At 70.8% G+C, this 20,151-nt stretch carries 22 protein-coding genes; 15 read left to right on the top strand and 7 right to left on the bottom strand.

The window, feature by feature from the left end; translation table 11 throughout:
• Window positions 1-24 precede the first annotated feature (24 nt).
• Entirely contained in the window at window positions 25-852 is an 828-nt protein-coding gene (locus SALPAC4_RS0101605) for a DUF2567 domain-containing protein (protein WP_019868878.1), read from the top strand.
• Here SALPAC4_RS0101605 and SALPAC4_RS0101600 read toward each other — a convergent pair.
• Window positions 767-1,465 carry an LON peptidase substrate-binding domain-containing protein gene (locus SALPAC4_RS0101600; protein ID WP_019868877.1) on the bottom strand — a complete coding sequence of 233 codons (699 nt, stop codon included), beginning with the start codon at window positions 1,463-1,465 and terminating at the stop codon, window positions 767-769. The genes SALPAC4_RS0101605 and SALPAC4_RS0101600 overlap by 86 nt on opposite strands.
• A gap of 107 nt (window positions 1,466-1,572) precedes the next feature.
• On the opposite strand from SALPAC4_RS0101600, the gene hisD reads away from it, so the two are divergent.
• From hisD to hisF, 10 genes are all read left to right on the top strand, one after another.
• Window positions 1,573-2,895, top strand: coding sequence for a histidinol dehydrogenase (gene hisD / locus SALPAC4_RS0101595; RefSeq protein ID WP_019868876.1), 1,323 nt, complete (start codon window positions 1,573-1,575; stop codon window positions 2,893-2,895).
• Window positions 2,892-3,968 (top strand): histidinol-phosphate transaminase, encoded by a 1,077-nt coding sequence (locus tag SALPAC4_RS0101590; protein ID WP_019868875.1) that lies wholly within the window; start codon window positions 2,892-2,894, stop codon window positions 3,966-3,968. Before hisD ends, SALPAC4_RS0101590 begins: the two co-directional genes overlap by 4 nt.
• Window positions 3,965-4,576, top strand: coding sequence for an imidazoleglycerol-phosphate dehydratase HisB (gene hisB, locus SALPAC4_RS0101585; protein ID WP_018730759.1), 612 nt, complete (start codon window positions 3,965-3,967; stop codon window positions 4,574-4,576). Before SALPAC4_RS0101590 ends, hisB begins: the two co-directional genes overlap by 4 nt.
• A 31-nt stretch (window positions 4,577-4,607) precedes the next feature.
• Window positions 4,608-4,781 (top strand): hypothetical protein, encoded by a 174-nt coding sequence (locus tag SALPAC4_RS27880; RefSeq protein ID WP_018730760.1) that lies wholly within the window; start codon window positions 4,608-4,610, stop codon window positions 4,779-4,781.
• Window positions 4,778-5,443, top strand: a complete 666-nt coding sequence (gene hisH / locus SALPAC4_RS0101575; protein ID WP_019868874.1) for an imidazole glycerol phosphate synthase subunit HisH — start codon at window positions 4,778-4,780, stop codon at window positions 5,441-5,443. Before SALPAC4_RS27880 ends, hisH begins: the two co-directional genes overlap by 4 nt.
• Window positions 5,440-5,763: a hypothetical protein gene (locus SALPAC4_RS0101570; protein ID WP_019868873.1), complete on the top strand. Its 324-nt coding sequence runs from the start codon at window positions 5,440-5,442 to the stop codon at window positions 5,761-5,763. The genes hisH and SALPAC4_RS0101570 overlap by 4 nt, the downstream gene beginning before the upstream one ends.
• Window positions 5,764-5,779: 16 nt before the next feature.
• Window positions 5,780-6,505, top strand: a complete 726-nt coding sequence (gene priA / locus SALPAC4_RS0101565) for a bifunctional 1-(5-phosphoribosyl)-5-((5-phosphoribosylamino)methylideneamino)imidazole-4-carboxamide isomerase/phosphoribosylanthranilate isomerase PriA (RefSeq protein ID WP_019868872.1) — start codon at window positions 5,780-5,782, stop codon at window positions 6,503-6,505.
• Window positions 6,506-6,656: 151 nt separating this feature from the next.
• The gene (locus SALPAC4_RS0101560; RefSeq protein WP_019868871.1) at window positions 6,657-7,109 is read left to right on the top strand and encodes a MarR family winged helix-turn-helix transcriptional regulator; all 453 of its coding nucleotides are present in this window, start codon (window positions 6,657-6,659) and stop codon (window positions 7,107-7,109) included.
• A 2-nt stretch (window positions 7,110-7,111) separates the two neighbouring features.
• A complete protein-coding gene (locus SALPAC4_RS0101555; protein ID WP_027644626.1) occupies window positions 7,112-8,116 on the top strand; it encodes an NADP-dependent oxidoreductase in 1,005 nt (334 codons plus the stop codon).
• A 110-nt stretch (window positions 8,117-8,226) separates the two neighbouring features.
• The gene (gene hisF / locus SALPAC4_RS0101550) at window positions 8,227-8,991 is read left to right on the top strand and encodes an imidazole glycerol phosphate synthase subunit HisF (protein WP_019868869.1); all 765 of its coding nucleotides are present in this window, start codon (window positions 8,227-8,229) and stop codon (window positions 8,989-8,991) included.
• A 34-nt stretch (window positions 8,992-9,025) separates the two neighbouring features.
• Here hisF and SALPAC4_RS0101545 read toward each other — a convergent pair whose 3' ends face one another.
• Together SALPAC4_RS0101545 and yczE are read right to left on the bottom strand one after the other, a co-directional pair.
• The gene (locus SALPAC4_RS0101545; RefSeq protein WP_019868868.1) at window positions 9,026-9,487 is read right to left on the bottom strand and encodes a hypothetical protein; all 462 of its coding nucleotides are present in this window, start codon (window positions 9,485-9,487) and stop codon (window positions 9,026-9,028) included.
• Between the two features lie 143 nt (window positions 9,488-9,630).
• The gene (yczE, locus tag SALPAC4_RS0101540; protein WP_019868867.1) at window positions 9,631-10,272 is read right to left on the bottom strand and encodes a membrane protein YczE; all 642 of its coding nucleotides are present in this window, start codon (window positions 10,270-10,272) and stop codon (window positions 9,631-9,633) included.
• A 59-nt stretch (window positions 10,273-10,331) separates the two neighbouring features.
• On the opposite strand from yczE, the gene yczR reads away from it, so the two are divergent.
• The gene (yczR, locus tag SALPAC4_RS0101535; protein WP_027644627.1) at window positions 10,332-11,789 is read left to right on the top strand and encodes a MocR-like transcription factor YczR; all 1,458 of its coding nucleotides are present in this window, start codon (window positions 10,332-10,334) and stop codon (window positions 11,787-11,789) included.
• Window positions 11,790-11,847: 58 nt separating this feature from the next.
• Window positions 11,848-13,155, top strand: coding sequence for a low temperature requirement protein A (locus SALPAC4_RS0101530; RefSeq protein WP_019868865.1), 1,308 nt, complete (start codon window positions 11,848-11,850; stop codon window positions 13,153-13,155).
• Window positions 13,156-13,250: 95 nt separating this feature from the next.
• On the opposite strand, the gene SALPAC4_RS0101525 is transcribed toward SALPAC4_RS0101530, so the two are convergent.
• Window positions 13,251-13,880, bottom strand: a complete 630-nt coding sequence (locus SALPAC4_RS0101525; protein ID WP_019868864.1) for a TIGR03085 family metal-binding protein — start codon at window positions 13,878-13,880, stop codon at window positions 13,251-13,253.
• Between the two features lie 129 nt (window positions 13,881-14,009).
• On the opposite strand from SALPAC4_RS0101525, the gene SALPAC4_RS0101520 reads away from it, so the two are divergent.
• Both SALPAC4_RS0101520 and SALPAC4_RS0101515 read left to right on the top strand, forming a co-directional pair.
• The gene (locus SALPAC4_RS0101520) at window positions 14,010-15,887 is read left to right on the top strand and encodes an ABC transporter ATP-binding protein (RefSeq protein WP_050564965.1); all 1,878 of its coding nucleotides are present in this window, start codon (window positions 14,010-14,012) and stop codon (window positions 15,885-15,887) included.
• Between the two features lie 233 nt (window positions 15,888-16,120).
• On the top strand, window positions 16,121-17,887 hold the full coding sequence (locus SALPAC4_RS0101515; RefSeq protein ID WP_019868862.1) for an ABC transporter ATP-binding protein: 1,767 nt from the start codon (window positions 16,121-16,123) through the stop codon (window positions 17,885-17,887).
• A gap of 115 nt (window positions 17,888-18,002) precedes the next feature.
• On the opposite strand, the gene SALPAC4_RS0101510 is transcribed toward SALPAC4_RS0101515, so the two are convergent.
• Genes SALPAC4_RS0101510 through SALPAC4_RS0101500 form a run of 3 tightly spaced genes read right to left on the bottom strand, consistent with a single transcriptional unit; the run spans window position 18,003 to window position 20,119 of the window.
• On the bottom strand, window positions 18,003-18,599 hold the full coding sequence (locus tag SALPAC4_RS0101510) for a TetR/AcrR family transcriptional regulator (protein ID WP_019868861.1): 597 nt from the start codon (window positions 18,597-18,599) through the stop codon (window positions 18,003-18,005).
• A 30-nt stretch (window positions 18,600-18,629) separates the two neighbouring features.
• Window positions 18,630-19,385, bottom strand: a complete 756-nt coding sequence (locus SALPAC4_RS0101505) for an ABC transporter permease (protein ID WP_019868860.1) — start codon at window positions 19,383-19,385, stop codon at window positions 18,630-18,632.
• A complete protein-coding gene (locus tag SALPAC4_RS0101500) occupies window positions 19,382-20,119 on the bottom strand; it encodes an ABC transporter ATP-binding protein (RefSeq protein ID WP_019868859.1) in 738 nt (245 codons plus the stop codon). Before SALPAC4_RS0101500 ends, SALPAC4_RS0101505 begins: the two co-directional genes overlap by 4 nt.
• Window positions 20,120-20,151 lie beyond the last annotated feature (32 nt).

Genomic DNA, 20,151 nt, shown 5'->3' with positions numbered 1-20,151 from the left:
CGCCACTCTTGAGAGGATCACCGGGTGAGCGCGGACACCCCCGACCCCGACCGGCCCAGTTCCGGGGCCGTACCGCCGTACGGCGAGGCGCCGGGCGATGGCCCCGTTTCGCCGTACCCGGATCGTGCTTCGGCCATCGGGCCGGTACCGCCCGCCTCGTTGACCTGGTACGAGGCGCCGCCCGTTGCCGAGGTGCCGCGTACCCGGCTCCGGCCACAGCTCGGGTGGGCGGCGGCGGGAGCATTCGGGGTGATGATCCTCGGGGTCCCGCTGGGATTGCTCTGGGCCACGCTGGCCCCCGACACCCCGGTGCTGCAGACCGCGTCGGGCGCTGTCTACGGCGAGTCGCAGCCGGAGCAGCCGATCGCTGCCGACGGTTGGTTCAGCCTGCTCGGTCTCGGCTTCGGCGTCTTGGTCGCGGTCGGCCTCTGGTTCCTGCTGCGCCGTTACCGGGGCCCGATCGGACTGGCTGCCGCCGTGCTCGGGTCGCTGGGCGCGGCGCTGGTCGCCTGGCAGGTCGGCCAACAGGTGGGGCTGGCCACCTTCGAGCACCTGTTGGCGACCGCCGCGGAGGGGCAGACCTTCGGCCAACCCGCGCAACTGCGGGCCGGGGGCGTGGGGTGGTGGGGTCCACTGCCGGTGCCGTACGGCAACGTGCTGCTGCCCGCGTTTGGCGCGGCGGTCGGTTACACCCTGCTGGCGGGCTGGTCCCGTTGGCCGTCGTTGCGTCCGGAGCCGGCACCCGACTGGTCGACCGGGCCGGGCGTCAGTTGGGCGTCGGCGGAGACGCCAGCTCCTTCAGCGGCACCGGAACCGCCCGGACCTGGCGCAGCAGAGCCGCCTCGCGGCTGAGCAGTCGCAGCTCGGCGCGGAGCCGGTCAGCGGTGTCGTTGATGGCGAGTAGCCGCTGTCGGTCGGCGAGGGTCAGCGCGGCCGTCGCGGCGACCAGGTGCGACAGGACGGTCGGATCCTCCGGGAGCTGCTCCGAGGCCTCCTCCGGGTCGGCGCGGATCAGGCCCAGGTACTGCCGGAAGACCGCGGTCACCCGGGCGGACAGCTCCCCGGCCTCGTCCGGGGGGTGCGGCTCGGGCAACCACTCGACCTCGGCGGTCAGGTAGGGCGCGCTGGCCCGGTTGACGCTGTCTATCCGGAACCGCTGCCGACCCACGGTGACGATGTCGTAGCCACCGTCCGGCAGCTCGGTCACCTGGCGCAGCTCGGCGGTGCAGCCCACCTCGTGCAGCGTGACGTCGTCCTCGGGCAGCGGGCGGCCGTCCGGCGCGGTGGGAGCGACTTCCCAACCGGTCCGGATCGCCACCACGCCGAACTCGCGTGGTCGCTGCTCCGGGAGGGTGAGTAGGTGGCGCACCAGTGCGCGGTATCGGTCTTCGAAGATGTGTAGTGGCAGCACCAGACCGGGGAAGAGAACGGTCCCGAGCGGGAACACCGGCAGCCGCGCAGTCACGGGTCGAGGGTAGCCCGATCCGGCTCCGGAGGGTGTGTCTCGGCTCATCGTCTCGTCGTGTGGGCGGTGCCGGTCAGTCTGGACCCGAGCCGCCTAGACTCGCAAGGGTGTTGCACCGGATCGACCTACGTGGCGGGGTTCGTGACCCGCGCCGCCTGCTGCCCCGTGCCCGGCTCGACGTCTCCGCGGCGGTCGAGCGGATCCGTCCGCTTGTGGCGGAGGTACGGGAGCATGGCTACCCGGCGATCCGGGCGGCGAGCGAGCGGTTCGACGGGGTCTCGCCGGAGGTGCTGCGGGTCCCGGTGGAGGTGATCGCCGAGGCCGAGGGGAAGCTCGACCCGCAGGTACGCGCCGCGTTGTTGGAGTCGATCGCCCGGGCCCGCCGGGTGCACGCCGCGCAGCGTCGCAGCGATCACACCACGCAGGTCGTACCGGGTGGCACGGTCACCGAGCGTTGGGTGCCGGTTGATCGGGTCGGGCTTTATGTGCCCGGTGGCCTGGCGATGTACCCGTCAACGGTGGTCATGAACGTGGTGCCCGCGCAGGAGGCCGGGGTGCGTTCGTTGGTCGTGGCCAGTCCACCGCGCAAGGACAACGGCGGGTTGCCCGACCCGCGGGTGCTCGCCGCCTGCGCCCTGCTCGGGGTGACCGAGGTGTACGCCGTCGGCGGCGCGCAGGCGGTGGCGATGCTCGCCTACGGCAGTTCGGTTGACCCCGACAGCACCGACTTCTGTGCGCCGGTTGACCTGATCACCGGACCGGGCAACATCTGGGTCACCGCCGCCAAGCGGTTGCTGCGGGGCGTGGTCGGCATTGACGCCGAGGCCGGCCCCACCGAGATCGCGATCTTGGCCGACCACACCGCCGATCCGGTGCACGTGGCCGCCGACCTGATCAGCCAGGCCGAGCACGACCCGCTCGCGGCGAGCGTGCTGGTCACACCGTCGGTGGAGCTGGCCGACGCGGTGGACCAGGAGCTGGCCCGGCAGGTACCGGCGACCCGGCACACCGAGCGGGTCGGCACCGCGCTCACCGGAGAGCAGAGCGGCGTCGTCCTCGTCGCGGACCTGGCGGCTGGGCTGCGGGTGGTGGACGCCTACGCGGCCGAGCACCTGGAGATCCAGACCGAGAATGCCCGCGAGTGGGCGCTGCGGGTGCGCAACGCCGGGGCGATCTTCGTCGGTGCCTGGTCGCCGGTGTCGCTCGGCGACTACTGCGCCGGCTCCAACCATGTGCTACCTACCGGGGGCTGCGCCCGGCACTCGTCGGGCCTGTCGGTGCAGTCCTTTCTGCGCGGTGTCCACCTGGTGGAGTACACGCAGGACGCGCTACGGGACGTGGCGCCGCACGTGGTGGCCCTGGCGACAGTGGAGGACCTGCCGGCACACGGTCAGGCGGTCACCGCCCGGCTGCCGGAGGGAGCAGCGTGACCGGCCTGGACGATCTGCCGATCCGGGCGGACCTACGCGGGCTGACCCCGTACGGGGCGCCGCAGCTGGACGTGTCGGTTCGGTTGAACACGAATGAGAACTCGTACCCGGTGCCGGATGCGGTGGCCGAGACGATCGGCCGGGCGATCGCCGCCGAGCTGCGGGACCTCAATCGGTACCCGGACCGGGACGCGGTGGCGCTCCGTGGCGACTTGGCGGCGTACCTGGGTGCGGGGTTCAATCTTGATCAAATATGGGCTGCCAACGGCTCCAACGAGGTCCACCAGCAACTGCTCCAGGTCTTCGGCGGGCCGGGGCGGACCGCGCTCGGTTTCCTGCCGGCGTACTCGATGCATCCGCTGCTGGCGCTCGGCACCGGTACCCGGTGGGCGCCGGCCCGGCGCGGCGTCGACTTCGGGCTGACCGTTGCCGAGGCGGTGGCGCAGGTCCGTGAGTCCCGTCCGGATGTGGTCTTCCTCTGCTCGCCGAACAATCCCACCGGCACTGTCCTGGACCTGGCCGTGGTCACCGCCGTGCTGGCCGAGGCGCCGGGGATGGTGGTGGTTGACGAGGCGTACGCGGAGTTCGCCCGAGCCGGCACGGTCAGTGCCCTGTCGCTGTTGCGTGACCACCCCCGGCTGGTGGTGACCCGTACGATGAGCAAGGCGTTCGGGTTCGCCGGGGGACGGCTGGGCTACCTGGCCGCCGACCCGGCGGTGGTGGCGGCCGTGCAACTCGTCCGGCTGCCCTACCACCTGTCCGCGCTGACCCAGGCGGCGGCGCGGGCCGCCCTGGCGCATCGCGACGAGCTGCTGAGCACCGTCTCGGCGATCAAGGTGCAGCGGGATCGGATCGTGACCGAACTCCGTGCCCGCGGCCACCGGGTCGCCGACAGCGACGCCAATTTCGTGTTGTTCGAGGTCGGTGGGGACCAGCGCGCCGCATGGCAGGTCCTGCTCGATGCCGGGGTCCTGGTTCGTGATGTCGGCCTGCCCGGCTGGTTGCGGGTCACTGCCGGCACTCCCGCCGAGACCGATGCCTTCCTGATCGCTGTGGAGAAGCTGTCGTCATGAGTCGTACCGCCCGGGTCGAGCGGGTCACCAAGGAAACCAAGGTTCTCGTCGAGATTGACCTCGACGGTAGCGGTAAGGCCGATATCGAGACCGGTGTTGGCTTCTATGACCACATGCTGCACCAGATCGCCCGGCACGGCGGGTTTGACCTCACCGTGCACACCGTCGGTGATCTTCACATCGACGCGCATCACACGATGGAGGACACGGCGTTGGCGCTGGGCGCCGCGGTTGATCGCGCGCTGGGTGACCGGGCCGGCATCCGGCGGTACGGCTCGGCCACGGTTCCGATGGACGAGGTGTTGGTCCGGGCCGCCGTTGACCTCTCGGGTCGGCCGTATGTCGTGCACGACGAGCCGACGCTCGCCCCGTACATCGGACCGGTCTACCCGACCAGCATGACCCGACACATTTGGGAGTCCTTCGGCCAGTCGGCCCGGGTCACGCTGCACGTTGACGTGCTGCGAGCGGCCCGGCCGGGCGGGCACCCGGACGCCCACCACGTGGTGGAGGCCCAGTTCAAGGCGGTGTCCCGGGCGTTGCGCGAGGCGACAGCCGTGGACCCGCGGTTCGCCGACGTGGTGCCCAGCACTAAGGGGAGACTGTGAGGACCATGATCGTGAGTGGAGCGTGGCGCTGATGGGTGGGGTGCTACCGATCCTGCTGCTGATTCTGGCTGGGGTGCTGGTCGGCGGGGCGCTCTCGTTGCATCGGCAGGGAGTACCGCGTGGGGTGGTGCTTACCACCGCGGCGCTGGCCATGTTGGCGGCGGTCGCCGGGGGCCTGTGGTTGCTGCCGGGGGAGGGTTCGTGAGCCGGGTTGTGGTGCTGGACTATGGGTCGGGGAATCTCCGCTCCGTGGAGCGGGCCCTCGCGGCGGCCGGCGCGGAGGTGACGGTGACCGACGACTTGGCCGCTGCTGCTGCTGCGGATGGTCTGGTGGTTCCCGGCGTCGGGGCTTTCGCCGCCTGCATGGCAGGGATAGCGGCGCTGGGCGCCGGTCCGGTGATTGTCGAGCGGGTCGCCGCCGGCCGTCCGGTACTCGGCATCTGCGTCGGCATGCAGGTGCTCTTCGAGCGTGGCGCCGAGCACGGGGTGGTGACCGATGGTCTTGGGCTGCTGCCCGGACAGGTGGGTCAACTCCCCGCTGCGCGGCTGCCGCACATGGGCTGGAACACGGTATCGCCGCCGGCTGGTTCGGTGCTCTTCGCCGGCCTGGCCCCGAGCCGGTTCTATTTTGTTCACTCATACGCGGCGGACGGGGTGGCCGCGCTGGCCGCTGCCGGCGCTGCCGTGACCACCGCCCACCATGGTGCGGAGTTCGTGGCCGCTGTGGAGCGGGGCCCACTCAGCGCCGTCCAGTTCCATCCGGAGAAGTCCGCCGACACGGGGGCCGTGTTGCTGCGAAACTGGTTGGGCACACTTTCGTCGAGCGCCCAGCCGGCGACCGGCCACTTCGCTGGGGGGCTTCGGTGAGCAAGGAACGGGCGCGGCGTCGGGCGGCTCGGGAGGCGGAGGCAGCGCAGCGGCGGGCGGTGCGGCAGCGGCAGCGCGCCCGGCAGGCTCAGCGGCGCGCACTGCTTCGCCGGCTGACCCCGACGATACGCCGGGGGCGGGTCGGCCGGCTGCCCCGGCGAACCCGCGGCGAGCGCGCCGCGATCGTGCTGTCGACGGTGGCCGTGATCCTGATGATCTGGACCCTAGTAGATGATCTTGCGTTGCGGTTCGGGCTGGTCGCGCTCCTGCTGCTCGTACTGCCGGCGATCGTGGTGATCGCCTTGGACCGTCGTTCCTGATCCGAGGAGATTTTCTGTGAGCCTCACCCTGTTGCCCGCCGTTGATGTCGCTGACGGGCAAGCCGTCCGGTTGGTGCAGGGCGCCGCCGGTAGCGAGACCAGCTACGGTGATCCCTTCGATGCCGCGTTGGCCTGGCAGCGCGACGGGGCGGAGTGGATTCACCTGGTTGACCTGGATGCGGCCTTCGGTCGGGGCTCCAACGCGGAGTTGCTCGCCGACGTGGTCCGTCGCCTGGACGTGCGGGTGGAGCTCTCCGGCGGAGTCCGGGACGATGCGTCGTTACAGGCCGCGCTGGCGACCGGGGCCGCTCGGGTCAATATCGGCACCGCCGCGCTGGAGGATCCCGAGTGGTGCGATCGGGTCTGCGGCGAGTACGGCGACCGGGTGGCGATCGGCCTCGACGTGCGAGGGCAGACCCTGTCCGCTCGGGGTTGGACCCGGGACGGTGGCGACCTGTGGGAGGTGCTGGCGCGGCTGGACCGGGCCGGCGCGTCCCGGTATGTGGTCACCGACATCACCAAGGACGGCACGATGCGGGGGCCGAACCTGTGGCTGCTCCGTGAGGTCTGTGCCCGCACCAGCGCTCCGGTGATTGCGTCCGGTGGTGTCTCGACCCTGGCCGACCTGCGTGCGCTGGCTGCCCTGGAGCCGGTCGGGGTGGAGGGGGTAATCGCCGGCAAGGCGCTCTACGCGGGTGCCTTCACCGTGGCCGAGGCGTTGCGGACCCTGGCCGACGTCTGATCTCTCACCAGCGTCCTTGCCGCGTGGCCACCCCGCCAGCATTGTCGGCCGACGGAGTGTGTTGTCCCTCGTACCGGTGGTTGCGAAGCCAGGAAGACGCGTAGCCCGCAGTTTAGTTGTACACAACTAAACTGCGGGCTACGCTTTTTGGGTGACCGATGATCTGGTGCTGCGGCGGCAGGTGTGCTTCGCGCTATATACCGCCTCACGGGCCATGGCCGATGTCTACCGGCCCATCCTCGCCGGGTTCGGGCTGACCTATCCGCAGTATCTCGTGCTGCTGGTGCTCTGGGAGGGCGAGCAGGAGCAGCCGCCGACGGTCTCTGGCCTCGGCGCCCGGCTGCAGCTGGATTCCGGAACGCTCTCCCCACTGCTCAAGCGGCTGGAGGCGGCGGGCCTGGTGGTCCGGCGGCGGTCGCCGGCCGATGAACGGCGGGTGGCGGTGGAGCTGACCCCGGCGGGGCGGGCCCTGCGTGGGCGCATGGTTGACGTTCCCCGCCAGTTGGCCCAGGCGACCGGGCTCAGTGCTGACGATCTCGTCGTCCTACGCGACACCCTCACTCGGATCACCAGAACGATCCACCAACACAAGGAGCAGCAGTGACCATGAGCAAGACCGCCAACCGTGAGATCCAGCTAGCCTCGCGGCCGCAGGGGTGGCCGACCGAGGAGAACTTCCGGTTGGTCTCCACCGACATCCCCACCCCGGGCCCGGGTCAGATCGTGGTTCGGAACACCTTCATCTCCGTCGATCCGTACATGCGGGGGCGGATGAATGATGTTGCCTCCTACGTCCCGCCGTTCGCGCTGGACGCGCCGCTCGACGGCGGGGCGGTCGGCGAGGTGGTGGCGAGTGAGGCCGACGGCTTCGCCCTCGGCGACACGGTGCTCCACGCGCTCGGCTGGCGGGAGTACGCGCTGCTGGACGCAGCGACCGTCCGGAAGGTCGATCCTGCCCTCGCCCCGGTCAGCACGTACCTCGGCGTGTTGGGAATGACCGGGCTTACCGCCTACGCCGGATTGCTCGAGGTCGCCGCCATGCAGCCCGGGGAGACCGTCTTCGTCTCTGGGGCGGCTGGCGCGGTGGGGAGCATGGTCGGCCAGATCGCCAAGCTTCGCGGGGCCGGCCGAGTGGTCGGCAGCGCCGGCTCGCCGGCCAAGGTTGAGCGGCTGCGGGCGCTCGGTTTCGACGTCGCCTTCGACTACCACGATGGCCCGGTACGGGAGTCGCTGGACTCCGCCGCGCCGGAGGGGATCGACGTCTACTTCGACAACGTGGGCGGCGAGCACCTGGAGGCGGCGATCGGCGCGATGCGGCCGAACGGCCGGGCCGCGATCTGCGGGATGATCGCGCAGTACAACGCGACCGAGCCGCCGGCCGCTCCGCGCAACCTAGCGATGATCATCAGCAAGCGGCTCACCCTGCGCGGCTTCATCGTCTCCGACTACGGAAAGCTGGGCGAGCAGTTCGCACAGGAGGTCGGCGGGTGGCTCCGGGACGGGAAGCTCAGTTACGACGAGACGATCATCGACGGCATCGAGAACGCCCCGGCGGCCTTCCTGGGCCTGCTCCGCGGCGAGAACCTCGGCAAGATGCTGGTCCGGGTGTGAGCAGGGAGCCCGCCTCGCCTCGGCGGTAGGGACGCATCTTGTCCAACGCGATCCCCCGGTGGCGCCGCACGCGACGAACGCCGGCGGATCGCGTTGGCTAGGCTGACAACATGTCCCTGGCCGTACGTGTGATTCCCTGTCTCGACGTGGATGCCGGGCGGGTGGTCAAGGGCGTCAACTTCCTCAACCTGCGGGACGCGGGCGACCCGGTGGAGCGGGCCGCGGCGTACCACCGGGCTGGCGCTGACGAGCTGACGTTTCTGGATGTCACCGCCTCGGTGAGCGACCGCGGCACGATGCTGGACGTGGTCCGCCGTACCGCGGAGTCAGTCTTTATTCCGCTCACCGTCGGTGGTGGGGTGCGGCAGGTAAGTGACGTTGACGCGTTGCTGCGCGCGGGGGCGGACAAGGTCGGCGTGAACACCGCCGCGATCACCCGTCCCGACCTGATCGCTGAGATCGCGGAGCGGTTCGGCCGGCAGGTGCTGGTGCTCTCCCTCGATGTGCGGCGCGCCTCCTCCGCCACCACCAGCGGGTTCGAGGTGACCACGCACGGCGGCCGACGTGGTACCGGCATCGACGCCATCGACTGGGCGCGGCGCGGCGCCGAGCTGGGCGCGGGTGAGATTCTGCTCAACTCGATGGATGTCGATGGCACTAAGGCGGGTTTTGACCTGGAGTTGATCCGCGCGGTGCGGGCGGTGGTCAACGTGCCGGTGGTCGCCAGCGGGGGCGCGGGCGAGGCGAGTCACTTCCCGCCGGCGGTTGACGCCGGTGCCGACGCGGTGCTCGCCGCGAGCGTCTTTCACTTCGGCCAGCTCACCGTCGGCGACGTCAAGGACATACTGCGCGAGGGGGGTCACCCGGTTCGCTGACCCGCCTCGTCGGCCAGCCGGCGGGCTGTGCCGGTCAGTCCCGGCGGGCGTGGTTCTTGGGGGACCGTCGCGGTGACGGGATGGAACGGACCGCGTACTCCTGAACGGCCGCCGCGTGCTCCGCCTCGTCCAGATGCCAGTCCGCGTCGCCCGGGGCGTGCTGACGGCTCAACGCGCCCTGCACGGTGTCGACCGTGGTGGCCAGGCCGGCGTGCGGGCGGGTACGCCAGAGCCGTTCCCCATCCGGCGTGATCCGGAACCAGCCGTCGGTGACGCTGACCAGGCCACTGCCGACCAACCGACGGATCGCGACCTCGACCTCCTGCCGTTCGGGGAGCGCGCGGTTGAGGTGGTCGGCGGTGGAGAGAACGTCGGCGAGACGGACTCCCAGGGGCCGCCGGCTGGACGCTGCGCGACGATGCCGGCCGGCGCCGTTTGCGATCACCAGCGATACGAAGATCCAAGCGTCCGTCCACTGCCATTGTCTCTCCCCCATGGCCAGATTGTGCCGATCCCGCGCCGGAAAGGAAACACCTCCTCCCATTGGGCTACAACGGGTCGTCCTTTGCGTCGCTAGCGGTGAGCCGGATAGCCGCCGGGGGGTCGGCGGGACGGGGACGGTGCGCGGGAGCACACGGCTCAACCGGGAGTCGGGACTGGGGTGGGGTTGGGCGGAGGAGGGACCGTCACGCGGGGCAGCACGAACTGGGTCAGCGGGCCGATGGTCAGGGCATACGCCACCGTGCCGGGGCCGACCGCGCCGCCGAGCAGCCAGCCCAGCCCCAGTACGGCGACCTCGATGGTGGTGCGGACGAGCCGGATCGAGAATCGTGGCCGGCGGGCGACGAACCCGGTCATCAGGCCGTCGCGGGGGCCGGGGCCGAGCCGGGAGCCGAGATAGAGTCCGCTCGCCGTGCCGTTGGCGACGATCCCGCCGACGAGTAGGGCGGTTCGGGTGGCGAGCGGTAGGTCCGCCGGTAGTAGGGCGAGGGTGGCGTCCACCACGAGCCCGACCACCACCACATTGCTGACCGTGCCGAGGCCCGGCCGCTGCCGTAGCGGGATCCACAGCAGCAGCACCAGCGCCCCGACCGCGATGGTCACCGTGCCGAAGGAGAGCCCGGTGTGCCCGGCGATCCCTTGGTGGAAGACGTCCCAGGGGTCCAGGCCGAGGCCGGAGCGGATCAACAGGGCCATGCTCACGCCGTAGAGGCCGAGTCCAGCGTAGAGCTGGGTCAGCCGTCGCGCGGGCCGGTAGCTGAGATTGCCAATCTGTTGCACGCATGCCAATCTAGTAACCAATCAGGCGACCAGTAGAGCCAATTGTGGTGGAGTGGCCCATGAAGAGTCAGGTGCGTGGAAGCCAGTTATCCCGGCTGCTCGGCCAGTGGCATGCGCTCCCCGGTCGCCGGCGCAGCCCCGACTACGTGGCGCTGGCCGCGGCCATCCGGGGGTTGCTCGCCGATGGGCGGCTCTCGCTGGGCGTTCGTCTGCCGGCCGAGCGGGAGCTGGCGGAGGCGCTGCGGATCAGCCGGACCACGGTCACCGCGGCCTACCGGGAGCTTCGTGACAGTGGCCACCTCGCCAGCCGGCGCGGCGCTGGCAGCTGGACCATGCTCCCCGGCAACCATCGGATGGCGGGAAGCGGCCTCTGGACCCCGCTCGACGACCGCGAGATGCTTGATCTTGGCGTTGCGGCCCTTGCCGCCCCGCCCGAGCTGCTGCCCGCCGCCCAGGCGGCCGCCGCAGACTTGCCCCGCTATCTGGGTGGGGCGGGCTACCACCCGACCGGTATCAGCGAACTGCGGGAGGCCATCGCCCGCACGTACGACGAACGGGGCCTACCCACCTCACCCGAGCAGGTCATGGTCACCAATGGCACCCAGCACGCCCTGGACCTGGTGCTCCGTCTCACGCACAGTCCGGGCGGTAGTGTCTTGGTGGAGGCGCCCAGCTACCCGAACGCCCTGGCTGCGCTGCACGCCCGGCGGGCCCGCATCAGCACTCACGGCCTCGCCCCGGATGCCCTCGGCTGGGACGCTGACCTCCTGCTTGGCGCCCTCCGCCAGGGGCGACCCAAGCTGGCCTATCTGATCCCGGACTTTCAGAACCCGACCGGACACCTGATGTCGGCCCAGCTGCGGGAGCGGCTGGTCGCCACCGCTCACGCCGTCGGCTCCGAACTCGTGATCGATGAGTCGTTTGTGGACCTGTCCCTGGCCGGCGGGGTGATGCCCCCGCCCACCGCCAGCTTCGACCGACACTCCCGGGTGCTCACCGTCGGGGGGATGAGTAAGGCGTACTGGGGCGGGCTGCGGATCGGCTGGATCCGTGCGTCCGCGCCGCAGGTGCAGCGGCTCGCCGCCGTCCGGGTCGGGGTGGACATGGCGAGTCCAGTGCTGGACCAACTGGTCGCCGTCCACCTACTGGCGCAGGGACCGGCGATCGTGGCCGCCCGGCGAGCCCAGCTCACCGCCCAGCGGGACGTTCTGCTCGATGCCCTCACCGAGCGCCTGCCCGAGTGGCGGGTGAGCGTGCCGCACGGCGGAGTCAACCTCTGGGCGGAGCTCGACGGTCCGATCTCCAGCGCACTCGCCCGCGCCGCCGAACAGGTGGGCGTGCGCCTCGCCCCCGGCCCCCGGTTCGGTCTGGACGGGACGCTGGAGCGTTTCCTACGGTTGCCGTTCACCCTGCCCGAGGCCGATCTGGTGGAGGCGGTCGACCGGATCGCCGCCGTCCGCTACGACCTAGACCGCGCCGGCCGGCCGCAGTGGTCGGAGCCGGCCGTCATCGCCTGATCGTGCAGCGCTGGCGGAAGCCACCCGTGGTGGCCGGACCCGCTGGGAAACTGGTCGGGTGGAGCGCGAGAACCGGGTCCGCTGGTCGCCGGCGGTTCGGCCGGGAGCGCCCGGCTCCCGAACCACGCGGCTCGAGCTCTTCTACGATCTGGTCTTCGTATTCGCGTTTCTGAACGTCACCGAGCTGGCCGCCACCGACCTCAGCGTGCCCGTCCTCCTGCGGTCACTGCTGGTGCTGGCATTGCTCTGGTGGTGCTGGGTGGGTTTCGCCGCCCTCGGCAACGTGGTCCGCGTTGATCAGGGCAGCGTCCCGCTGGTCGGGTTCGTTACCACGGCCGCGGTCTTCGTACTCGCGCTGAGTAGCCCGTCGGCGTTTGTGGCGATGCCCGAGGGCCTGGCCGGTCCATTGCTCTTCGCGGCCTGCTACTGCCTCGTGCGGCTGCTCCAGGTGGGTGTCTTCGGCTGGGTGGCGCGGTCAAACCCGAAATTGCGTCGGCGCTGGCTGCTGCTGCTCGCGCCGGCGCTGACCGCCACCGCCCTGTTGGTCGCCGCTGCGCTGGTGCCGCAGCACCTCGCCGAGGGGGATGCCGAGCGGCTGCTCCGGCTCACATTCTGGATCGCCGCGATCGTTGTCGAGTACGGCGCCGGCCTGGGTGTGCGGGGGACGGTGACCTCTGCCGCGCACTGGGCGGAGCGGTACGGCCTGATCGTGTTGATCGCTTTGGGGGAGTCGATCATTTCGTTGGGGCTCGGACCGAACCTGGCCGCCGATCGCCTGCCGTTGACCGCGCCGGTCGTGCTGGCGGCGGTGGTGGGTATCGCCATTATCGCCGTGCTGTGGTGGGCGTACTTCGACAGTCTCGCGGTCGGGATGGAGCACGCCCTGTACCGGACCCAGGACCCGGACGCACGGCGCAGACTAGCCCGCTACGCCTACACCTACCTACATCTGCCGCTGGTGGCGGGGATCATCCTGTTCGCCCTAGCCCTGAAGCGGCTGCTGCATGACCTGGCGGATCCGCAGACGCCGGCCTGGGGGGTGCCCCTGCCGGTCATCGAGGCGCTGAGCCTCTACGGCGGTGTGATCATTTACCTGGTCACCCTGATCGCGTTGGGCGCCGTGGCACCCCGCAAACTCCGCTGGCCGCCGGTCACCGCGGTCGCGCTGCTCCTCCCGCTGATTCCGTTGTCCCACCGGCTGCCGGGTCTGCTCGCCCTGGTGTTGCTGTCGGCGGTGTGCCTGTTGCTGTTGATCGTGCAGTACGTCGTGGACGCGTCGAACCGGCATCAGATCCGGGAGACGGCGTTGCGAGAACAGCTGGCGACCGAGGCCAAGCAGGATGAGTGGCGCGGCCGGAACCTGTGACCACTCCCGTATCGCCAGCCCGGAAGGGCGGAATGTCGCGGTCCGACCGGGTCAGGTGCGGCTGTGCGGCGGAACTTTTCGAACCTGCGGGCGTTTCACAGCCCCAACTGGGCGTCGCGCAGTCGGTCCGCCGGGCCCGCCGGGCCGTCGATCTGCACCCGCGCCGCCCGTTGCCGTCCGCTCAGGAAGAGCACCAACTCACCGGGGGCACCCACCAACCGGAGCTGCTCGCCGCCCCGACCGGCGGCTCGCTGCCCGTACCCCGGGGCTTGGACCAGCACCTCGGCTGGGAAGCGGCGCAGCGTCAGCCGGGCTAGCCCGCTTGCCCGCTGCCACAGCGCCTGTTGCAGCCTCGCCGGCAGATCGCGGGGCTGCCAGTCGGCTTGTGCCCGGCGAACGTCCTCGTGGTGGATGAAGAACTCCATCGTGTTGGCCGCCTCGTCGAGCAGCGGATTGCTGATCGGGCTCCATACCGGTGGCCGACGTACCTGGTCGATCAGCCGCTCCCAGGGGCGGGCGGCGAGCTGTCGGCGGACCCCCTCGGCGTACCTGCGTAGCGGTGGTAACAGAATGCCCCCGGCGGCATCCGGGCGGCGTTCCCGAAGCACCAGGTGGGCGGCGAGGTCTCGGGTGGTCCAACCCGTGTTGAGGGTCGGTGCGTCCGGGCCCAGCGTCTGCATCAGCTCGGCGAGTGCTTCCCGCTCCGAACGGGCGTACTTCGGCATCCCTTGATGGTAGGCCCATCACGTCCGAATGCCTCGGTCGCGCTGCATGAGAATGGCCTCCGAGTCGTCGGACCTGGCTCCGGCAGGTAAGGATGGGGGAGACAGCGGCAACTTACGGCGGGGGAGAACGTGGCGAGCGGAACAAGTCGGGACGTGCTCTGGCGAGGGTTGGCCGTCCTCGGCCAGGCGATTCGGGAACAACCCAGGATCTTCGCGGTCGCGGCGAGCTCCAGTGTGCTCTTCGGCTTGCTGGTCGTCAGCAGCGCATTCGTGGTGGGCGCGGTGGTCGGCGACGTGGTGGTGCCGGCGGTCGCCGAAGGTTCGGTGCCCACCGCTGCGCTCGCCCTGGCCGCCGCCGCGCTATTCGGGCTCAGCGTGCTGCGGGTGGTTGCCATCCTCGGCCGTCGGCTCGGTGCCGGCTACATGCAGTTTCGGCTCCAGGCCGCCTACCGCCGTCGGGTCACCCGCCGGTACCTCGACCTACCGCTCTCCTGGCACCAGCGCAACGCCACCGGCACCCTGCTGTCCAACGCGAACTCCGATGTCGAGGCCGCCTGGCATCCGGTGGCCCCGCTGCCCTTCGCCGTGGGCACCCTGGTGATGCTGGTCGGTGCGGTGATCTCGCTCTTCGTCACCGACTGGGCGCTCGCCCTGGTCGGGTTGGGTGTCTTCCCGGCGCTCTTCGCGCTCAACGTCGTCTACTCCCGCCGGATGGCCCCCCGCCAGGCCCGGGCCCAGCGGCTGCGGGCTGAGGTCAGCGGCATCGCCCACGAGAGCTTTGACGGCGCGCTGGTGGTCAAGACGATGGGCCGGGAGGCGCAGGAGACCGAGCGGTTCGCTGCGCGTGCCCGCGAACTACGGGACGCGCTGGTGTCCGTGGGGCGGCTGCGCGGCGTTTTCGACCCCATGCTGGAGACCCTGCCCGGGCTTGGGACGCTCGCCGTACTGGTGGTCGGCACCCTTCGGTTGCGGCAGGGCGCGATCAGCGTGGCCGAACTGGTCAGCGTCGCGTTCCTCTTCACCGTGCTGGCGTTCCCGGTCCGCGCGATCGGCTGGGTCCTGGCCGAGTTGCCGCGCAGCGTCGCCGGCTGGGAACGGGTCCGGCGGGTACTCGATGCCACCGGCAAGATGCCGTACGGCCCGGTGGCGCCTGACCGCGACGACGCCGGTCCGGCAACGCTCACCTTCCGCGACGTCCACTTCGCGTACGAGCCGGCCGAGGCGCACCTGCCCGGCGCCGAGGTGCTGGGTGAGGTCGGTTTCACGGTGCCGGCGGGGCGGACCGTCGCCCTGGTCGGGTCGACCGGTGCGGGGAAGTCCACCATTACCTCGCTCGCTGTTCGGCTGGTTGATCCACGTGCGGGCGCCGTTGAGGTGGACGGGGTGGACGTTCGCGACCTCACCGCGGACTCGCTGGCCCGTACGGTCGCGCTCGTGGCGCAGGTGCCGTTCGTCTTTGACGATTCGGTGCGGGCGAATATCACCCTGGATCGGCCCGGTCTCGGTGATGAACAGGTCTGGGCGGCGCTGCGGTTGGCGGGGGCGGATGGCTTCGTCGCCGCTCTCCCGGACGGCCTGGATACCCGGGTCGGTGAGCGGGGTACGTCGCTGTCCGGGGGGCAGCGGCAGCGGCTCACCCTGGCCCGAGCCCTCGTCGGTCGGCCGCGCCTGTTGGTGCTGGATGACGCGACCAGCGCGGTCGATCCGCGGGTGGAGGCGGCGATCCTGGCCGGGCTGCGCGCCGTGGAGCCGGGGAAGACGGCGACGTCGATTCTTGTGGTCGCCTACCGGCGGGCGACCATCGCCCTCGCCGACGAGGTGGTCTACCTGGAGCACGGGCGGGTGGTAGCCCGGGGCACGCACACCGACCTGCTCGCCACCGTGCCCGGCTACGCCGATCTGGTCACCGCCTACGAGCAGGCCGATGCGGAGCAGGCCCAGCAGCAGGGGTACGACGAGGTCCCGCCGCCGCTGACAACCGGCCTCGAACTGGAGGTGGACCGGTGAGTGCGAGGAGTGAGCTTGCGAGCCCCGCAGTCGCGAGCGGAGGGGGGACTGGTGAGTGCGAGGAGTGAGCTTGCGAGCCCCGCAGTCGCGAGCGGAGGGGGGGACTGGTGAGTGCGAGGAGTGAGCTTGCGAGCCCCGCAGTCGCGAGCGGAGGGGGGGACTGGTGAGTGCGAGGAGTGAGCTTGCGAGCCCCGCAGTCGCGAGCGAAAGGTGGACCAGTGAGTAGTAGCACCATGGCTTCGGAGGCGGCGGCTGAGTCGACCTGGCGGACGCTGCGGCGGGGCTTGGCGCTCTCCCCGGAGCTGCGGGTCGGGTTGGCGGGCACGCTCGGCCTGGCGCTGGTCTACATGGTTGGTCGGGCGGCCGTGCCGGTGGCGGTGCAGCAGGGCATCGACAATGGCATTGCCGGCGGCCTCCGTCTGAATGTGGTCTGGACGGTGGTGACCGTCACCACGGCGGTGCTCGTGGTGACCACGACCTGCGGCTACCTCATGATGCGGCGGTTGTTCACCGTCAGCGAGACCGCCCTCTCCAACGTGCGGATTCGCGCCTTCCGACACGTCCACGACCTGTCGATGCTGCACCAGCAGTCCGAGCGACGTGGGTCCTTGGTGTCCCGGGTGACCAGTGACGTTGACCAGATCACCCAGTTCCTCCAGTGGGGCGGTGTGATCCTGCTGATCAACCTCGGTCAGCTGGTGGTCACCACAGCGGTCATGCTCGCGTACTCCTGGCAGCTGACCCTGGTGGTGTACGCGGCGTTCGGCCCGGCGGTGTTCGTGATCCGACTGCTCCAACGGCGGCTCGCCGGCGCGTACGGGGTGGTGCGGGAGCGCACCGGCGCGCTGCTCGGTGCGATCGCCGAGAGCGTGGTGGGCGCGTCGGTGATCCGGGCGTACGGCATCTCCGGGCGCACCGCGCGCCGGCTCGACGAGGCGATCGACAACCAGCGGCGAGCTCAGCAACGGGCTATCCGGATCAGCGTCCTGGGTAGCTCGGTTGGGGAGATCGCGGCCGGGTTGGCGTTGGCCGGCGTGGTGGTGCTGGGAGTGCTGCTCGGCGCTGACCGTACGTTGAGCATCGGTGAGGTGACCGCGTTCCTGTTCCTGGTGACCCTCTTCGTGCAGCCGGTACAGATCGCCACCGAGGTGCTCAACGAGGCGCAGAACGCGATCGCCGGCTGGCGACGGGTGCTCGACGTGTTGGATGTCGAGCCGGATGTCGCGGACCCGGGCGAGTCGGGGCGGGAGCTTCCACCGGGTCCGCTGGACATCCGCTTCGTCGGGGTGGGCTTCGCCTATCCGGGCGGCGCACCGGTGCTGCACGACATCTCGGTGGAGATTCCGGCGAAGAGCCGGGTGGCGGTGGTCGGCGAGACCGGCAGCGGGAAGACGACGTTCGCGAAGCTGCTCACCCGGCTGATGGATCCGACCGAGGGGGACGTGCTGCTCTCCGGGGTGCCGTTGCGGGAGGTGCGTTTCGGCTCGCTGCGTTCGCGGGTGGTGATGGTCCCGCAGGACGGCTTCCTCTTCGACGCCACGGTCGCGGAGAATGTTCGCTTCGCCCGGCCGGACCTCACTGACGAGCAGCTCACCGCCACCTTCGTGGAGCTGGGGCTGGCGGACTGGCTGGATGGCCTCCCGGCGGGCCTGAACACCGCGGTGGGGGAGCGCGGTGAGGCGTTGAGTGTGGGCGAGCGGCAGTTGGTCGCGCTCGCCCGCGCGTACGTCGCCGACCCGGATCTGCTGGTGCTCGACGAGGCGACCAGCGCGGTCGATCCGGCGACCGAGGTGCGTCTGCAACACACCTTGGATGCGGTGACCCGGGGCCGGACAACGCTCGCCATCGCGCACCGGCTCTCCACGGCGCAGGCCGCCGACGAGGTGATCGTGGTGGATCGAGGGCGGATCGTGCAGCGGGGCGCGCACGAGGAACTGGTCAGCGACGCCGAGTCGGTTTACGGGCAGCTCTACGCCTCGTGGCTGGAGCAGACCCGGTGACTGCGGCGGGCCGCGTCGACCCTCAGCCCTCCGGTGTCGACCCTCAGCCCTCCGGCGGGGGGCACGCCGGCCCTCAGCCCTCCGGCGGGGCGACTCAGCTCCGCCGCCGGGGTGGCTAGCCCTCCAGCGGGGCGGTGAGATAGCGCTGCATGGTGGGGCCGACGGAGCCGATGAGTGTTTCGGGGGCAGCGCTGGCGATGGGCTCGAGCCGGAGCACGTGGCGTGCCATCGCCAGGCCGAAGAGTTGGCTGGCCACCAGCGCCCCGCGGAGCGGTGCCTGCGCCGGATCCACGTCGAGGTGGTCGAGGACCGGGCGCAGCACCTGTGTGGTGAGGAATTCGCGCAGCAGCCGAGCGGTCCACTCGTTGCTGACCGCCGAGCGCAGCAGCGCCACCGCGGGGGTGCCGGCGGGGGAGTCCCAGATGCCGAGGAAGGCGCGGACCAGCCGTTCCCCGATCTGGTCGGGGTCCCCGGCGAGCACCGTCGGCACCACCTCGGCCGGGTCGGCCGGGGCGTTCATCGCGGCGAGGAAGAGCTTGTCCTTAGTGCCGAAGTAGTGGTGCACCAGCGCCGGGTCCACGCCGGCGGTGGCGGCGATGGCACGGATGGAGGCTTTGTCGAACCCCCGCTCGGCGAAGGTGGCCCGGGCCGCCGCGAGGATCGTCGCCCCGGTGTCCGGGTTGCCGGGTCGCCGTCCGATCCGCCGTACCATCGTCGCCTTCCGTTCGGTGCCGTCGCCGGGTCAGCCGCTGCGTCGGCGCAGGGTGGCGGCGGCGAGTACCAGCGCCAGCACCGCAGCGCCGGCCACGATCGCGAGGTCGCGCCACATCGTTGCGGTGGGTTCGGCGCTTGAGCCGACTTCCTGCAACGCCTCGACCGAGTACGACAGGGGCAGGACGTCGCTGACCGCCTGGAGCCAGCCGGCCATCTCGTTGCGAGGGACGAAGAGCCCGCAGAGCAGCAGCTGCGGGGCGACCACGACCGGCATGAACTGTACGGCCTGGAACTCGGTCCGGGCGAAGGCGCTGCAGAGGAGCCCGAGCGCGACGGCGAGCACAGCGTTGACCGCCGCGATCAGGATGACCAGCCCGCTGCTACCGGCGGTGTCGAGATCGAACAGCCAGTAGGCCACGGCGGCTGCGACCGCCGCCTGGACCACGGCGGCCAGACCGAACGCGATGCCGTACCCGAAGAGCAGGTCGAGTTTACCCAACGGGGTGGTCAGTAGCCGTTCCAGCGTGCCGCTGGTGCGTTCGCGCAGCATGGCGATGCTGGTCACCAGGAACATGATGATGAAGGGGAAGAACCCCAGCAGCACCAGCGCGATCCGATCGAACGGCGCCGGCTGGCCCGGTGGCGTCGGCTGGTCGACGTACATGTAGTAGACCACCGTGAGGAGCGCCGCGGGTACGACCACGAGCAGCGCGACCGTACGCCGGTCATGGCGCAGTTGGCGCAGGATGCGGCCGGTGGTGGCGGCGAGGATCCGGGGATTCACGACGCCTCCTGCCCGGCCGTGCCGGCCTCGCCTGCCTGGATCATTCGTAGGAACGCCTCCTCCAGGTCGTCCACGCCGGTCGCCGCGCGTACCGCTGCTGGGGTGTCGTTCGCGATCAGCCGCCCCTCGCGGATCAGCAGGAGTCGGTCACAGCGGGCGGCCTCGTCCATCACGTGGCTGGAGATGAGCAGGGTGGTGCCGGCGGCGGCCATCGCGTGGAACCGGGCCCAGAGTTCCGCTCGTAGCACCGGATCCTGACCGACGGTCGGCTCGTCGAGCACGAGCAGCTCGGGGTCGCCGACCAGCGCGCAGGCCAGTGAGGCGCGGCTGCGTTGGCCGCCGGAGAGGGTGGCGACCAACTGGCCGGCGGCTGCCCGCAGCCCGACGTCGGTCACGGCCTGGTCGGCCTGGGCGGAGCCGCGCCCCTGCAGGGCGGCGAAGTAGCGGGCGTTCTCCCGGACGGTCAGGTCCGCGTAGACGCTCGGCGCCTGGGTCAGGTAGCCGATCCGGCGGCGTAGCTGTGGGGCGCCGGCCGGGTAGCCCAGGACGGTGACCGTGCCAGCGGTGACGACCTGCACCCCGACCAGTGCCCGTAGGAGCGTGGTCTTTCCGCTGCCGCTCGGCCCGAGCAGGCCCGTCACCGTCCCGCACGGCACGGTGGCGTTGATGCCGGTTAGCACCCGTCGCCCGCCCCGGTCGACAACCAGGTCACGAAGGGCGATGGCGTCCTGCATTGCGCACCTCCGGGTAAAGATCAATTATTAAA

This window comes from Salinispora oceanensis (assembly GCF_000383575.1).
In the GTDB taxonomy this organism is placed as follows: Bacteria; Actinomycetota; Actinomycetes; order Mycobacteriales; family Micromonosporaceae; genus Micromonospora; species Micromonospora oceanensis.
The sequence above is the reverse complement of the archived record's forward strand: the minus strand, read 5'-3'. Positions and strand labels throughout refer to the sequence as shown.

Bases quoted from the DNA above. Each gene is read 5' to 3' on its own strand.
- hisB (WP_018730759.1), top strand. From the start codon at position 3,965: ATGAGTCGTACCGCCCGGGTCGAGCGGGTCACCAAGGAAACCAAGGTT.
- SALPAC4_RS27880 (WP_018730760.1), top strand. From the start codon at position 4,608: ATGGGTGGGGTGCTACCGATCCTGCTGCTGATTCTGGCTGGGGTGCTG.
- SALPAC4_RS0101555 (WP_027644626.1), top strand. From the start codon at position 7,112: ATGAGCAAGACCGCCAACCGTGAGATCCAGCTAGCCTCGCGGCCGCAG.
- hisF (WP_019868869.1), top strand. From the start codon at position 8,227: ATGTCCCTGGCCGTACGTGTGATTCCCTGTCTCGACGTGGATGCCGGG.
- SALPAC4_RS0101545 (WP_019868868.1), bottom strand. From the start codon at position 9,487: ATGGGGGAGAGACAATGGCAGTGGACGGACGCTTGGATCTTCGTATCG.
- yczR (WP_027644627.1), top strand. From the start codon at position 10,332: ATGAAGAGTCAGGTGCGTGGAAGCCAGTTATCCCGGCTGCTCGGCCAG.
- SALPAC4_RS0101525 (WP_019868864.1), bottom strand. From the start codon at position 13,880: ATGCCGAAGTACGCCCGTTCGGAGCGGGAAGCACTCGCCGAGCTGATG.
- SALPAC4_RS0101515 (WP_019868862.1), top strand. From the start codon at position 16,121: ATGGCTTCGGAGGCGGCGGCTGAGTCGACCTGGCGGACGCTGCGGCGG.
- SALPAC4_RS0101510 (WP_019868861.1), bottom strand. From the start codon at position 18,599: ATGGTACGGCGGATCGGACGGCGACCCGGCAACCCGGACACCGGGGCG.
- SALPAC4_RS0101500 (WP_019868859.1), bottom strand. From the start codon at position 20,119: ATGCAGGACGCCATCGCCCTTCGTGACCTGGTTGTCGACCGGGGCGGG.